Source organism: Micromonospora sp. DT4, from assembly GCF_049841675.1.
Lineage (GTDB): Bacteria > Actinomycetota > Actinomycetes > Mycobacteriales > Micromonosporaceae > Micromonospora.
In genome coordinates this window covers 35,464-50,385 of the sequence record NZ_JBNCKT010000017.1, presented here as the reverse complement: position 1 = coordinate 50,385, position 14,922 = coordinate 35,464, and the positions used below count along the sequence as shown (strand labels likewise).

Here is a 14,922-nt window from a genome sequence, read left to right as displayed (position 1 = left end):
CGGCGAGGTCTCTCGGCAGGTGCGGGTCGTGTTCCTACGATGGGGAAACAATCAGGGCGTGTAGACGATCGCCATGCGGGTGATGACGCCGCGCTCGGTGGCTACCGCGACCATGGCCCGCTTGTTGAGCGCGAACCACGCGGCGAACTGTTTGTCCGTCATGGGACATGTGCCCCCCTTCTCCGGGGCGTCCATACACACGCCCCCCTGGGCGTCCTCCCACGTGAAGTAGTCGACCTCGTCGGCGAGCGGCACGGTGACCTTGGTATGGCTCTCCTCCGTGATGTACTCCAGGTGCGTACACCGGCCGTCCGATCGTTCGATCTTGAATGCCCGGCAGTACGCGTCGCTGGTCATGAGGAGGACCGGTTCCACAACGGCGGAGGCATTCGCCGGGTCGTAGGAGTGCAGCGTCACCACCGACGTGATGCTGCCCTGGGTGAGGTCGGCGAATCGGGGCTGCGGTACGGTCGCGTCGCTTGCCGGCGTACCTGTGGGGGTGCCCGGCGGATCGCTCGCGGGCCCGCCGAGGCCCGAGACGGCCGACGGTGACGCGGTTGCGGCGGAGGAGGCGTCCGGCGAGCCGGTGCCGCATCCTCCGACCAACACGACCAACAGCAGCGCGACGAGCAGCTTGCTTCTCACAGCTTCGTGACCTCCACACGGGCGAACGCGGCGCGGGCGTCGCCGCTGATAACGTCATCGATGACACCGAATGTCAACCGGCCGGCCGTCAGAGACGGCGGCCCGAGCGTAGCGGTGATCAGTGGCGCATCGTCGACCTCGACGGTCGCCTTGTCGCCCTGCACGACGACTTCCACCCGGCGTGCATGCCCCAGGACGGCTCCGGCAACTGCGGCCCGCGCCTCCTGGGTGACGCCGGCGTCGGTGTCCACGCCCAGTCGGACCTCGGTCTCGCAGAGCGACACGAGGTAGGCGTTCGCACCGGCCATCCGGAACCAGATCGCCGCACACGCTCCCGGGGTGAGGACCGTCGCGTCGACGCTGACCGTCTGATCCTTGAAGGAGTCCTTCGGACCGTGGCAGCGGTACACCGGCGACATCCCGGTCCGGGCCTCGAGCCGCCCGTCGCCGAAGACGCACCGGCCCTCGGCCTCGTCGCGGCTATCCGTCCACTGGCCAGGCCGGTCCAGACGGTCGATAATCGCCGGACGTCCCGCGACCCGGCTCGACGACGAGGTTGGCCCGGGTGTGCCCGCGCCACCCGTCGTGATCGGAGCGCCGCTCTGCCGATTCCCGGCCACCCCCAGCCGGGGCAGCAGCTGAGCGGTGAGGATCCCCGTCACGCCCAGCGCCAGCACTGCCACACCGGCCAGGACCTTTCGCCGCACCCGGCCGGGCCGCCGGCGGCCGGGCCGCCGGCGGCCGAAGCCGAACCTGCTGGTTCGCCGGGCCGCCGTGGCCGCCCGGAGCAACTCCGGGCGGATCAGTTTGGTCTTCACGTCGGTATCCAGGTCCAGCAGCAGGTCGAGCAGTTCGTGCGCGGTGGGCCGCTCCGTCGGGTCCTTGGCCAGCGTGCGGGCCACCACCTCGCGCAGCCGGTCCGGTAACCCGGACAGCTCCGGCGGCTGGGTCAGGATCCGGGCCGCGGTCGCCGCGGGCGAATCGGCCCGGAACGGGGTATGCCCGGTGCCGGCGTAGGTGACGACCGCGCCCCAGGCGAACACGTCCGCGGCCGGGCCGACCACGGCACGGTGTTCAGTGTCGAAACGCTCCGGCGCCATATAGGCGACCGTTCCGACCATCTGATCGGTACGGGTGTGCTGACTGGTCACCTCGAAGGCCCGGGCGATGCCGAAGTCGATGACCTTGGGGGCGCCCAGCGCCAACAGCACGTTGGCCGGTTTGAGGTCCCGGTGGATCACCCCGGCGCCGTGGATGGCGGCCAGCGCTGTCGCCACCCCGACCGCGACGCTGTGCAGGCTGCCTCCGTGGAGCGGGCCGTTGCGGGTGATCACCTCGGCCAGGCTGGGGCCGTCCACGTACTCGACCACCAGGTAGGGCGTGGGATGGTTGGGGTCGGCGTCGAGCACCTCGGCCGTGCAGAACGGCGGAACCTGCCGGGCCCGGTTGACCTCACTGCGGAACCGGCCGCGGAACTCGGTGTCGTCGGCGTACTCGGGCCGGATCATCTTGACCGCGACCAGCCGGCCGTTGGCGTTCTGCCCGAGATAGACCGCGCCCATACCACCCTGGCCGAGCCGCCCGAGTAACCGGTAGCCCCCCAGGTCCACTGGATCACTCGGCAGGAGTGGATCAGTCACGCGCAGGACCTTACATCGAGGTGCGCACGCCCTCCTCGCGGCTACCGGCAATGGCAGCCCGGACACTCAGGACATGACGGCCGCCCGGCGTCCGGCGTTCCCGCGTCAGGTAGGCGGTGAGCCGCTCGATCCGCGTTCCCGCCGAACACATCGGCCTCGGTGCGCGCTCGACGAGCTGTTCCGAGGTGACCCGCAGTGCGGCGGCGGCCAGACCTTCTTCATCCTGCTTACCGGTTGGCTTCGACGTGGTGCGGAACGAGGATGGCCTGCGACGATCGGGGTCGCTCGCCGTGGGCAGCAGCGCAGTTTGACCAAGATCTTCCAGGTCTTGAGGGTGGCGATCGCGCGTTCGCCGCGGGCGCGGATTTTCGCGTGGGCCCGGTTCACGGCCTTTTGCCGGCGTGACAGCTTCGGACGGAAGCGGCGTCGCTTGACTGGAGTGCGCACGCTGCCGCGGGCGCCTTGGTAGCCCTTATCGGCGAAGGTCATCGCGTCTGCCCTGCTCAGCGTGTCGATGATGCCGTGGGTTCGGGCTGTGGTCAGGTCATGGACCGCACCGGGCAGCGCTGGCGACGCCCAGACGAGTCGGCCAGCGACCTCGGCGATGACCTGCACGTTCACGCCGCGCTCTTCGCACCGGAGGTCGCGGCTCGCGTTCCGGCCTGACCGCAGCAGCCGGCTTACCGCGTCTGGCGGCATGGCCGTGGGCTTGGTCGGCGGTGCGACGCTCGGCTTCGCCGGCGGCACCGACGAGATCTTCGACTCGTTCGGCGGCGAGGACGAGGGCGGCGAGGACGAACGCTGACGAGGTTGTCCCTTGTGGACTTCCCGGCACGGGCGATGATCTAATTCAACCCGATTCGCCCAAGGTAGCCGGAATCCAGGCTACGTGGAAAAGGAGTATTCATGCCCGTCACGGCCGACCTCACCAAGCTGGTCGACAAGGCGTACCAGGACAAGACCCTCGCCGAGTTGGTCGACGCCCCGGTGTCCGCCCTTGCGGGGGTCAGCGACGGTGGTGCGAAGCTGCTCAAGGAGGCGCTCGGCATCGTCACGATCGGTGACCTCGGCCGCAACCCGTACTTCCGCACGGCCAACGCCCTGGTCGACCTGGCCAAGTAACACACTCTCCCGACGATGCCCGGGCGGCCACTTCCCTTGGCCGCCCGGGCATCCGTTACCCGTTCGTTCCGTTACCCGTTCGTATGGATCGACGCGGTGACGATGAAGGTCCGCGAGCACGGGCGGACGGTCAACGTCCAAGGGCTTGTCGTGGTCGGGGTCCACGCCGACGGCTGACTCGCGAATGGGTGATGACGGACCGGGATCTCGCCGGGTATCGGGCCGCTCGGGGTGGCGGCCGCCGGTTGCCGGCACGTTCGGATCCGGTTGCCGCTCCGCGCGTCTGGTCCGGCGGCAACACCGGGGCCCGGGGTACCGGTCGCCGTGCTGGACACCGGCATCGACGCCGACTACCCGGACCTGGTCGGCCAGATCGCGGGCGCCCACAGCTTCGTACCCGGCGTGGACGTGACCGACCGGCACGGGCACGGCACGCACGTCGCCTCGACGATCGCCGGCCCCGGGGTCGCCTCCGGCGGGGTCGAGAGTGGTGTCGCCCCCGGGGCGAGCTGCACATCGGCAAGATCCTCGACAATCAGGGTGGGGCCAGGACTCCTGGTTCATCGCCGGCATGGAGTGGGCCGCGCGGGACGAGCACATCAAGATCGTCAACATGAGCCTCGGCGGCGCCCTCACCGACGGCACCGACCCGATGAGCGAGGCGTCAACCGGCTCGCTGTGGCACGCGGCCACCGCCAGATCTGACGTTATGTCTACAGCAGACAGACGATCACGGTGGCCGGACCTCGTCCACCCGGCCCACCAGCTACATCTCAAACGGCGGCGGCTGCCGTACTAGGAAATTAGGTCGTGATGGGGTTCGGCCGGCTTGTCCTGTATCGACGTCGATGCAGTCCGCAGGCGCCGCACTTCGGCCGCAAACGATTCCACGGTGGGCCGCTGGAACATCAACGCCATCGGCAGATCCGCCCCGAACGTCTCCCGCAACTCGTAGATGACCCGGGTAATCAGCAGCGAGTGGCCACCCAACTGAAAGAAGTTGTGTCTGACCCCGACGGTCGGAAGATCCAGCACGGTGCCCCAGACCTTCGCCACCGCAGCCTCCACCTCGTCCCTCGGAGCCACGAAGTCGGGTTCGGCCACATCGGGGTGCGGCAGGCGGCCACGGTCCACCTTCCCCGTTTCGGTCATGGGCAGTTCGTCGAGGACGACGTAGGACTGCGGGATCATCGCCGAGGGCAGGTGTGCGGCGAGGTGATCGCGCAAGGGCTCGGTGTGCAGTACCGCGCCGGGCGACCGGTCGGCCGGGACGACGTATGCGACCAGCAGCGCCTCCGACGCGTCGCCGTCCTCGGGTACGACCGCCATCACCACCGCCTGGGCGACGTCGTCACGGGACCGCAGGAGGGTCTCCACCTCCCCTGGCTCGATCCGAAGCCCATGGAGCTTGATCTGGAAGTCCGCCCGGCCCAGAAACTCGATCAGTCCGTCGGACCGCCACCGGCCGAGATCGCCGGTCCGGTACATCCGCGCGCCGGATGCGCCGATGAACGGATCGGGGATGAACGCCTCTGCCGTCAGACCACCCCGGCCGGTGTAACCGCGGGCGAGAGGTCCACCACCGACGTATATGGCGCCGGGGACGTTTCGCGGCACCGGATTGAGGTCGTCGTCGAGGAGATAGATCCGGGCGTCGACGATCGGGCGGCCGAGCAACGGCCTGTCCGGCCACGCGGCGACCGGTTCCACCAGCCGCGGAGCCGTGACGACGTTGACCTCGGTGGAGCCGTAGTGATCATCAAAGATTACTCCCGGCAGGCCGGCGCACATGGTCCGCATATTCGGGGTGATGACGAGGCGGTCGCCGGTGGTGATGAGTTCCCGCAACGTGCAGACGTCCTCGGGGCGCTCCACCGCGTGGTCGGCTAGCTGCTGCATGGCGGCCACCGGCAGCAGGACACGGTGGATCCGGTGCTGCCGAATGAGGCGTGCCAAGGCGCTGATGTCGTAGCGCTCGCGGTCAGAGGCGATCACCGCGCAACCACCCGTCCACCAGATCGACAGCAGCTCCAGGGACGCGACGTCGGCGGTGATGGGAAAGTACTGGAGGACTGCCTGCCGGTCGGCGTACCGGTCACGACACCAGTCGAGCAGCGTCAACTGTGGGCCCTGCGTCATGGCGATGCCCTTGGGTCTGCCCGTCGAGCCCGAGGTGTAGATGACGTACTGCAGGCTGTCGCCGTCGGTCGTAGACGGGACTGCGTCGTCCGGGAGGTCGGCCATCGCCGCCGCCGTGACGTCCATCGTCGTGAAGGGCACACTTCCGCTGGGAAACCGCTCCGCGGTGACCGCATCCGTGATGAGCACGTCGGCGTCGCTGTCGGTCATCGACGAGATGATGCGAAGGTCGGGATACTGCGGCTCGAAGGGCAGATACGCGGCACCGGCCTTGAGTATGCCGAGGACGGCCACCGCCAGGTCGATGCCACGCGGCACGGCCAAGCCGACCAGTCGCTCCGGTCCCGCGCCCCGATCCTGGAGGGCGCGCGCGAGCCGGTTCGCCCGACGGTCGAGGTCGAGGTAGCTCAACTTCTCCTCACCGCAGATCACCGCCAAGTCGGACGGGGCCTTGGCGACCCACTCGGCCATACCCGACAGAACGCTGCGAGCCCGCCCGTCCGCGACGGTACCCAGGTCCAGATCCTGTGACATTCGCCCTCCCAAACTGTCCGTGTCGTTCATGCTCACCGCCTGCCTGTGCTGCTGACCGACGCTGGGAGGCGGCGCGGCCCACGCAGCATCGGGCCGTACGCCCAGACGATCTCCGATGTGGGAATGGCCAGATCGATCTTGCCCAGACGGCGGAACAGGATCTGCAGCCCGAGTTCCGCCTCGATACGGGCGAGATGGACGCCGAGGCAGAGGTGCACGCCGTGCCCGAAGGCCAGGTTCGAGCCGTCCTGCCGTCCGACGACGAAATCATCCGGGTCGGCAAACCGGGCGGGGTCGCGATTGGCCGCGGCGATGGAGATCAGTACAGCGTCACCGCGCCGCACCTGGACCTCGCCGAGCTCCAGGTCCTCGGTCGCGTACCGGTAGACCGTGGCCTGGATAGGTGAGTCGATCCGCATCATCTCGTTGACGCCCTGCGCCCACCCCACCTCCCCAGCTTCGAGCCGCGCGCGTTGCTCGGGGTGGGTCAGCAACCGCAGGATCGCGCACCCGAAGAACTGCACCGTCGTCACGTGCCCGGCTCCGAGGATGCCGAGGACCATGCTGCGCAGCTCACGGTCGCCGGCCAGGTCACCCTTCTCGGTGTGTGTGATGAGCAGGCTCATCACGTCATCCCCGCGGTGCGCCCGCTTGTAGGAGATCAGATGGTCGACGTAACCGAACAGCTCCTCGTAGAGTTCCGGCCCAGCGCCGTGGGCCAGGCCGGCCCGGTAGAACAGCTCGAAACACCTGGCGGGATCCTTGCGCTGGTCCTCGGGGATGCCGAGCACCTCGTGGATGATGGCTACCGGGACCGGCAGCGCGAACCCCGAAACCAGGTCGATGTCGGTCTCGCCGATGAGCCGGTCCACCGCGGCGTGGCAAACGCGTTCCATCATCGCCGTCCACCGCGTCACCGCCTGCGCGCTGAACGCCCCGTTCACCAGCTTGCGCAGCCGCGCGTGCTCCGGACGGTCGAGATTGAGCAGCCCTCGGGCCCGGTAGGCGTCGTCGGCAACCTCAGGGTTGAGCCACTCTCCCCCGTTGCGTCCGTCATTGCTGAGCCGGTGGTCGGCCAGCGCCGCACGAGCCAGCGCGTACGACGTCACGAACCAGGTCGTGCCGACACCGTGTGGGCTGTAGACAGCGCTCACCGGAGCCCTCTCCCGTAGCCAGGCATAGTTCGGGTAGGGATCCGGGTCGCTGACCTCCCGCGCTCCGGGTCTTATCGGGGATCGCATGTCGGCACACCTCACCAAGGTTTGTTCGGCTACGTCAGGAGTTCTCCGGCAGCGGGTCGTCGGTGCCTACCGTCACGATCGCGACCGATGCAGGCACCGCCGCATCAGCTCGGCGAGCTGCTGCGTGGCCCCGTCCTCCCGAATGAAGGAGTCCGCGACCCGCTCCCGGACACCGGCTTCCTGCTCCTGGCTCAGCTTGTGCATGCTCTCCAACCGCTGAACCTCCATCCGGAAGGCACCCACGCCGGGAAGCAGCTGGTGGAAGTAGTCCATCGAGTCGTGCATGTCCCAACCGGCTCCGAAGCGGCCCTCGAGCGCCTTCACGGTCGCCGTGATGACGGCCATCGTCTCGGGGCCCTGATCGATGGCGGACAACACTCCGGAGGCGTGCACGGCCGCGAAGTTCCAGGTCGGCGCGGCCGGACGGTAACCGTAGACTGTCGGCGAGACGTATCCGTGCGGGCCAGCGAAGATCAACATGGCGGGGCAGCCGCTCCCGACGGACTGCCATTGCGGATTGACCCGGTTCATGTGCCCGTAGAGGTACAAGGTCTCGCCGCCGGGGCCCGCCGGGTCGAGGATGACCGGGACGTGGCTCGCTTCCGGAGTGCCGCCGCGAACGGTGATAAGCGTCGCCAGCGGGCTGCCGGCCATCAGCTCGAGGACCTCGGCCTGGTCATGGGAGCGGTACATCGGAGGTACGTACATCCTGGATTCTCCTCTCACTCACCGCGGAGTACAGCGTCGATCTGCTCCGGCGACATGGCCGCTATCTCGGCGACCACGTGCTCCTCCATGGCCCGCGCCAGGTCGGCCAGGACGGGATGGTCGAACACCCCGCGCAGTGGGAACTGAGTGTCGAATGCCTGGTTCAGCCGGGCGAGCAGACGGGCCGCGGTCATCGAGCTACCGCCGAGGGCGAAGAAGTCGTCCCGTACGCCCACACGCTCGACACCCAGCACCTCGGCGCCCGCCCGGCAGATCATCCGCTCCACCTCGGTCCGGGGAGCCAGGTACGGCGTGACGTCGGCCTGCTGCTCCGGCGCTGGGAGCCGCCGCCGGTCGACCTTGCCGCTGGCCGTCATCGGCAACTCGGCCAACTCCACGAACACGTGGGGCCGCATGTAGTACGGCAGGAAGCGGGACAGCGCGCTCCGCAGATCCTCGGCCTTCGGCAGCGGCGCACCGGGTGTGGCGGGCACCAGGTAGGCGACGAGTGACTGCGTGCCGGACGCTCCGGTCACGGCGGCGACGGCCGCCGCGCCCACCCCGGAGCAGGACAGCAGGGCCGCCTCCACCTCACCGGCCTCGATGCGGTAGCCGCGCACCTTGAGCTGCCCGTCCCGACGGCCGAGGTACCGCAGGTTACCGTCGACACGCCATGAGGCCAGGTCACCGGTGCGGAAGAGCCGAGCAGCGGGCACCTGTGAGAACGGGTCCGGAACGAAGCGGTCGGCGGTCAGTGCCGAGCGGCCGCGGTAGCCCCAGGAGACGGCCGGACCGCCGAGGGCGATCTCCCCGACCGCGCCGCGCGGCACGAGCCGACCCAGCTCATCGAGGAGATACACACGGGTGGCGCCGATCGGACGACCGATGGAGTTGTCGTCCCACGGGGCGCGCACGGCAGTGGTGGCCGTGGCGACGACCGTGTTCTCGGTGGGCCCATAGTGGTTGTAGACGTCGATGCCCGGATCGTCCTCGGCGCTCGGCCGGAAGACGTCCCCGCCTGTCAACAGGAACCGTAGGGACGTCCGGAGCCCGAGCGGGTGGCGCAGCAACTGTTCGGCCAGTGGCGTCGCGGCGAACATCACCGTGGTGCCTCGCTCGGCGAGCCAACGCACCATGACATCCGGCGCCGTCACGACGTGGTCCGGGCAGATGTCGAGCCGGGCGCCGGCGAGAAGCGCCGGCCACATCTCCCATACAGCGGCGTCGAAGGAGACGTTGGCGGTCTGCGCGACGCGGTCCCGTTCGGTGAGCGGGTACGTGGCGAGGTGCCAGCGCACCAGGTGCCCGCACTGACGGTGGCTGATCGCCAACCCCTTGGGAGCACCGGTAGATCCGGAGGTGTAGATGACGTACAGCAGGTCGTCGGTCGTGACAGCCACCGTCCGCGCGCCCGGGTACGGCAGCGCGGGGTATGGCGGACCCGCCGACACCACCGGACGGTCCACCGTTGGCGACGTCGACGGCGTGCCCGACATCAGGGTGTCGGCGTCGACCAACACTGCGGCGGCGCCGGCGTCGCGCAGTTGGTACGCCAGCCGGTCCGGCGGAGACGTCACGTCCAGCGGCAGGTACCCCGCACCGGCCAGCACCGCACCGACCATGCCGACCATGAAGATCGCGTTCCGCGGCAGGTGCAGGGCTACCACGTCGCCCGGTCCGACCCGGGCCTGCGCCAATCGATGCGCCACCGCATTGGCAGCGACCGCAAGCTCGGCGAAGGTGAGCGTGGTGACCCCGTCGGACACGGCCACGGCGTCCGGCGTTCGGGCGCACCGGTCGAGGAACAACTCGTTCAGGACCGGGCCCTCGACGTCGGCGGCCCTACCCGACGCGGCCAGCGCCAACAGCTGCGCGCGTTCTTCGGAACTGACCAGCGGCAGGCCGTCGACCGGCGCGTCGGGCGCCATGGTGCCGAGGTCCAGGATCCTCCCGAAGCGTCCCGCCAGCCCCTCCATCGCTGTCGGCTCGAACAGCTCCGCCGCGTACCGCAGGTAGCCCTGCACCGTGCCCTCGCTTGCCCTGAGGTCGACCTCAGTGTCGAAACGCATGGTCGGTGCCGTGGGCTCCACCAGTCGGCAGCAAATTCCCGGCAGATCCGGGACCGTGTTGGCGAGTTCGCCGTCCACGAGCCCGAACCAGTGTTGGAACAACGGATTGACCGTCGGGTCCGTGGGCAGGTCGAGGGCACGGACGACGCGGTCGAATGGGACATCCTGGTGATCCAGCGCCTCCAGGACCCGGTCCCGGACCTGCCGCACCAGCATTCGCAGCGTGGGTTGCCCGGCGAGGTCCGTCCGGATCGCCACGGTGGCCGTGAAGAAGCCGATGAGCGGCTCGAGGTCGGGGTCCATCCGTCCGGACATCGGCACCCCGACCACCACATCGGTGCATCCTGCGGTGCGTCCGAGCACGTACTGGTAGGCGGCCAGGGCGACCACGAACAGGCTGGTGCGTTCGGACATCGCGAGCCGTCGCATACGCTCCGTCACCGCCCGGCCGATCGACACCGGTTGCTGGACGACGTCGGCCAGCGGCTCGACCGGGCGGGGCCAGTCGGTCAGCCCTTCCATCAGGGCCGGTGCGCCGGAGAGCCGGTCGCGCCAGTAGGCGAGTTGGTTGGCCAGAGCTCCGCTGTCGGCCTCCGCGTGACGAGCCCGGGCGGCGTCGGCGTACCGCATCGGGAGGCGCTCCGGGACCGTGGGATCGCCGGTGACGAGCCGACGATAGGCCTCTGACAGCTCGCGCTCGAAGATGACCCGGGATGGGCCGTCGAACACAATGTGGTGGACGTTGTAGTTGAACAGGTGCCGGTCCTCCGCCACCCGAACCAGCAGCCCGCGCAGCAACGGGCCTGTCGACAGGTCGCAGGGGCGACTCCACTGTTCGACGGCGAGGCGCAGCGCACGATGTTCGGCATCCGGCGTACCGGCCACGTCCACACGTTCGAGGGCCATCGAGGCAGCCGGCAGCGACGCCATCTCCGGCCGTCCGGAGCGGGTCACTATCCGGCAGCGCAGCACATCGTGCCGTTCCGCGACCAGATGGACGGCCCGCTCCAGCAACGCGGGCTGCAACGGCCCGTCCAACCAAAAGGTCCGCGACACCATGTAGGTGGCGTCGGACCGGCCCAACTGGTCCAGCAACCAGAGGCGTTCCTGGGCCGGGGAGAGCACCGCGCCCGGCGGTGTACCGGCCGGTCCGCTCGTCGGCTGTTCGTACTGTGTCGTCATCGGCGCTCCTGCTGCTGGCCCGGCTGCGCGGCCCGGGCAGCCGTCAGCATGCGGCTGATCTCACCTGCGATCGCCCGGGCGTGCTCGTACAGGTAGAAGTGGCCACCGGGGAACATGCGAAGACGGAACGCCGCGGTCGTCCGCTCCCGCCACCGTCCGAGGTCGGTCTCGCGCACCCGCGGGTCCCGGACGCCGCCGAGGGCGAGAACCGGTGCCGCCAGCCTCCGGTAGGTGGGCCGGTAGGCGTGCAGCAGCCGCAGGTCATGGCGCAGGCCGTCGAGTACGAGAGACCGCATCTCCATGTCCGCCAGCAACGCCGGGTCGGTCCCACCGAGCCCGAGCACCCACTGGGTCAATGCCGCATCGTCACGTTCGAGTTCCGATGGCCGCACCCAACCTGCCTGCCGGCCGGCACAGGCGGAGACGATCAGTAGCTCCGGACCGGCGAGGGCCCGACACTCCAGCCACGCGGTCAGCTCGGCGGCGAGGACGGCCCCCATGCTGTGCCCGAAGAGCACGTACGGCGGACGCAACTCACTGCTGAGCGCGGCGCCGAGCGCGGGCACCAGCGCCCGGGGGTCGTCGCTGGCCCGCCCGTCCGGCAGCATCCCGCCGCGGGGTAGCCGCACCGGCTGGAAGTCGAACTCCGGTGCGAGTTCCAGCGCGAACTTCCCGTATGCGGAGTGCTCCCCGCCCGCGTGCGGGAACCCGTAGACACGGGTTCGATCTCCTGCCGCCCGGCTGCCGAACGGCAGCAGGGTCTCGACGGCGAGCGCTTCGCTCACCGGGTCTCCAGACCGGTCAGACCGGCCGCCGCGAGGTCCGGTGCGGGCCGCGCGGCGGCGAGTTGCACAGAGGCGAGGATGTCCCCGGCGCGTACGGCCACGTTGGACAGCAGGGAGGAGGAGATCCCGTGCGTGTGCTCGGTGCCGCCCTGCAGATAGATTCCGCAACGGACATCCGACCGGGTGACCACTCGATAGTCCCGGCCGACCAGCAGTCGGCCGCGGTCGTCGCGTTCACACATGTCGCCGGCCGGCCCCAGGATGTCCAACGGATCGGTTGGCGCATAACCCGTCGCGTACACGATGTAGTCCACGCGCAGCGGGCTGCGCCGCCCGTCAGGCAGGAACACCAACTCGGCGGTCACCCCGCTGGCCGAGCATTCGGGTGGTCCCAGTGCGGACATGTGGTGCACGCGGAGCCGTCGATGACCGGTGACCTCCTCGCGATAGAGGCGGCCGTACAGGTCGTTCAGCAGGTCCATGTCAACGACCGAATAGTTGGTGTTGGCGTGGTAGTCGAAGAACCGCCGCTTGACCGGCTCCGGAGCACCGAAGTATTCGTCGACCGCGGCGGGGTCGAACACCCGGTTCGCGAACGGAGAGTCATCGGAAGGGCTGTATCCGTAGCGGCCCAACACCGCGTGCACCTCGGCCTTCGCGAAGTGCCCGTGCAGATATGCCACCACCTCCGCCGCGCTTTGACCGGCACCGAGCACCGCGAACCGGTAGGGCTCCCCCGGGTCGAAGTCCGCCACTCGTGTCAGCAGCCCGGAGCTGTGCCAGATCCGATCGCTTTCGGTCACACCGTCCGGGAGTACCGGACGGAGTCCGGGCGCCAGTACGACGTTGCGCGCCCGCACCGTCTGCGCGAGCCCGTCGGGGTGACGGCGCGCCTGCACCTCCAGGTGCACCACCTCGCCGTCGCGAACCACCGGCCGGACGCTTTCCGCCTCGATGCCGTACCGGGTGGTCTCCGCTACCTGGGCTGCCGCCCATTCGAGGTAGTCGTGGAACTCCACCCGTGTCGGAAAGAGCGTCTTGTGGTTGATGAACGCCGACAGCCGGCCCCTGGCCCAGAGGTACGGAACGAATCCGAAGCGGCTCAGGGGATTGCGCGGCGTCGCCAGGTCCTTGAGGAAACTGACCTGCATCGTGGCGTCCTCGAACAGCATCCCGCGGTGCCAGCCGAAGGCCGGCTTGCGCTCGAGGAAGACCCGGCGCAGAGGGACGCCCGCCTCCGCTGCCTCCTCGGCCGCGATCGACAGTGCGAGGTTGGCCGGGCCGAAGCCCACCCCGACGATGTCGTACGCGTCCGCCTCGAACTCGACGCTTCCGGTCATGACGTCACCCCTTTGGCGCCGACGCTCCACTGGTTGACGATCTCGTCCCGTTCTTCCTCGGAGAGCAGCGCTATCCGGGACAGCCGAACTCCGGGCTCGCGGACCGCCTCGCCCAGAAGGTGCTGATAGTGCTGGACGATCTCCTTGGCAGTGGCCGCGTCGAAGAGTTCGGTCGCGTAGAGCAGACGACCGGCCATCGGTCCCGTGCCCGGATCCGTCAGGTGCATCTCCAGGTCGAAGCGGGTCCGCACCGATCCCGTCCGCAGCGGTCGCACGTCGAGTCCGGCAAGCCAGTCCCGCGCGCCCGCCGAGCCGTCCGCCGCGAGGTCGAACCATACTTGGAAGATGGGATTGTGCCGCAGGTCCCGCGGCGCGCCAGCTACCCGCACGATCTCGTTGAGCGGTAACTCCTGGTGCTCGTGCGCACCGAGCATCGCCTCGCGACACGCTATTACCAGCTGGTCAAAATCTGGATCATGCGCATCGGAGAGATCCGCCACGATCGGCAACGACCGTACGAAGAAGCCGATGAGCGGTTCGAACTCCACCCTCGTACGCGCGTTGAAGGGGCAGCCCACAGCGACGGCGCGGGTCCCGGGCGCGTAGCGCAGGAGCAGAGCCTGGAAGCCAGCCAACGCCGGAACGAAGGACGTGGTGCGATGCGCGGCGGCGAGCGCACGCACACGATCGGCCACGTCGTCGGGCACCCGAACCGCGATCTCGCCAGCCACATGGCTGGGTCGGGCCGGCCGCTCCCGGTCGGTTGGCAGTTGGAGTGCCGCCGGTACGTTACCGACGCGCTCCCGCCAATAGGACAGGTCGGAAGCCCGGCCACCTTGATCCGCGTGTCGCCGCTCCCAGGCGGCGAAGTCACCGAACTGGGCCAACAGCGGTGTCAGCTCCGGGGCGAGGCCCCGCGTGATGGCGGCGTAGGCGGCAGACAGCTCGCTCTTGAGGATCTCCAAGGACTCCCGGTCGAAGGCGAGATGGTGCACGGTGACACCGAAGGCGTGGTCGTCGTGGCCCAGTCGGGCCAGCCAGGCTCGCAAAGGTGGCACGCGGGTCAGGTCGAATCGGTACCCGGCCTCGTGACGTGCGAGGTCTACGGCAGCCGCCGCGGGATCGGGGCGGTCGGACAGGTCGTGCCGGCTCAGCAGCACGGTGGTCGGGTCGTCGACGACCTGGAACGGCTCTCGGTCGATGATGACGATCCGGCTACGCAACGCCTGGTGCCGCGTCACCACAAGCCGCAGCGCCTCAGCGAACGCGTCGACCGCCAAGTGGCCGCGTAGCCGGTAGGCGGCGTCGACGTTGTACTCCGCGCCACCGCCATTCGCCTCGCCGAGGAACCAGAGTCGGCGCTGGTCGCTCGAGAGCGGTTTTCGAGATTCGCCGTCGCTCGCGACAACGCCATACCGGGAATGTTCGCCCGACAGTCGTCGCTGCAGCAGCAGGTTCGCCTCGGGCGACGACAGCGATACAGGATTGGTCGACAATGTGGCATTCCTTCGGCCTCG

The 14,922-nt window shown here is 69.1% G+C and carries 10 protein-coding genes and 3 pseudogenes; 3 read left to right on the top strand and 10 right to left on the bottom strand.

Going from position 1 to position 14,922, the window contains the following annotated elements:
• Positions 1-51: 51 nt before the first annotated feature.
• The 3 genes and pseudogenes from ACLQ24_RS08200 to ACLQ24_RS08190 form a co-directional block, all read right to left on the bottom strand.
• On the bottom strand, positions 52-645 hold the full coding sequence (locus tag ACLQ24_RS08200; RefSeq protein ID WP_425890101.1) for a hypothetical protein: 594 nt from the start codon (positions 643-645) through the stop codon (positions 52-54).
• Positions 642-2,285 carry a serine/threonine-protein kinase gene (locus ACLQ24_RS08195; protein ID WP_425890100.1) on the bottom strand — a complete coding sequence of 548 codons (1,644 nt, stop codon included), beginning with the start codon at positions 2,283-2,285 and terminating at the stop codon, positions 642-644. Before ACLQ24_RS08195 ends, ACLQ24_RS08200 begins: the two co-directional genes overlap by 4 nt.
• Positions 2,286-2,512: 227 nt before the next feature.
• Positions 2,513-2,990 (bottom strand): annotated as a pseudogene (locus ACLQ24_RS08190) (transposase family protein); the annotation flags it as partial.
• Between the two features lie 201 nt (positions 2,991-3,191).
• Between ACLQ24_RS08190 and ACLQ24_RS08185 the strand changes: the two are divergent.
• The 3 genes and pseudogenes from ACLQ24_RS08185 to ACLQ24_RS08175 all read left to right on the top strand — a co-directional run.
• On the top strand, positions 3,192-3,407 hold the full coding sequence (locus ACLQ24_RS08185) for a hypothetical protein (protein WP_425890098.1): 216 nt from the start codon (positions 3,192-3,194) through the stop codon (positions 3,405-3,407).
• A gap of 69 nt (positions 3,408-3,476) precedes the next feature.
• Positions 3,477-3,581: pseudogene (locus ACLQ24_RS08180) on the top strand (transposase); the annotation flags it as partial.
• A gap of 92 nt (positions 3,582-3,673) precedes the next feature.
• A pseudogene (locus ACLQ24_RS08175) lies at positions 3,674-4,071 on the top strand (S8 family serine peptidase); the annotation flags it as partial.
• 131 nt (positions 4,072-4,202) lie between these two features.
• Here ACLQ24_RS08175 and ACLQ24_RS08170 read toward each other — a convergent pair.
• The 7 genes from ACLQ24_RS08170 to ACLQ24_RS08140 form a co-directional block, all read right to left on the bottom strand.
• The gene (locus tag ACLQ24_RS08170; protein ID WP_425890097.1) at positions 4,203-6,080 is read right to left on the bottom strand and encodes a non-ribosomal peptide synthetase; all 1,878 of its coding nucleotides are present in this window, start codon (positions 6,078-6,080) and stop codon (positions 4,203-4,205) included.
• Between the two features lie 32 nt (positions 6,081-6,112).
• Positions 6,113-7,234, bottom strand: a complete 1,122-nt coding sequence (locus ACLQ24_RS08165; RefSeq protein ID WP_425890096.1) for a cytochrome P450 — start codon at positions 7,232-7,234, stop codon at positions 6,113-6,115.
• A gap of 159 nt (positions 7,235-7,393) precedes the next feature.
• The gene (locus ACLQ24_RS08160; RefSeq protein WP_425890094.1) at positions 7,394-8,029 is read right to left on the bottom strand and encodes an FMN-binding negative transcriptional regulator; all 636 of its coding nucleotides are present in this window, start codon (positions 8,027-8,029) and stop codon (positions 7,394-7,396) included.
• A 14-nt stretch (positions 8,030-8,043) separates the two neighbouring features.
• Complete coding sequence (locus ACLQ24_RS08155; protein ID WP_425890093.1) at positions 8,044-11,280, bottom strand: non-ribosomal peptide synthetase; 3,237 nt, start codon at positions 11,278-11,280, stop codon at positions 8,044-8,046.
• Complete coding sequence (locus ACLQ24_RS08150) at positions 11,277-12,065, bottom strand: thioesterase II family protein (protein ID WP_425890092.1); 789 nt, start codon at positions 12,063-12,065, stop codon at positions 11,277-11,279. Before ACLQ24_RS08150 ends, ACLQ24_RS08155 begins: the two co-directional genes overlap by 4 nt.
• Positions 12,062-13,405, bottom strand: coding sequence for a lysine N(6)-hydroxylase/L-ornithine N(5)-oxygenase family protein (locus ACLQ24_RS08145; RefSeq protein WP_425890090.1), 1,344 nt, complete (start codon positions 13,403-13,405; stop codon positions 12,062-12,064). The genes ACLQ24_RS08150 and ACLQ24_RS08145 overlap by 4 nt, the downstream gene beginning before the upstream one ends.
• Positions 13,402-14,901 (bottom strand): condensation domain-containing protein, encoded by a 1,500-nt coding sequence (locus tag ACLQ24_RS08140; protein ID WP_425890089.1) that lies wholly within the window; start codon positions 14,899-14,901, stop codon positions 13,402-13,404. Before ACLQ24_RS08140 ends, ACLQ24_RS08145 begins: the two co-directional genes overlap by 4 nt.
• Positions 14,902-14,922: the final 21 nt, after the last annotated feature.

Coding starts and splice junctions, on each gene's coding strand:
- ACLQ24_RS08185 (WP_425890098.1), top strand. CDS start 3,192: ATGCCCGTCACGGCCGACCTCACCAAGCTGGTCGACAAGGCGTACCAG.
- ACLQ24_RS08155 (WP_425890093.1), bottom strand. CDS start 11,280: ATGACGACACAGTACGAACAGCCGACGAGCGGACCGGCCGGTACACCG.
- ACLQ24_RS08145 (WP_425890090.1), bottom strand. CDS start 13,405: ATGACCGGAAGCGTCGAGTTCGAGGCGGACGCGTACGACATCGTCGGG.
- ACLQ24_RS08160 (WP_425890094.1), bottom strand. CDS start 8,029: ATGTACGTACCTCCGATGTACCGCTCCCATGACCAGGCCGAGGTCCTC.
- ACLQ24_RS08170 (WP_425890097.1), bottom strand. CDS start 6,080: ATGTCACAGGATCTGGACCTGGGTACCGTCGCGGACGGGCGGGCTCGC.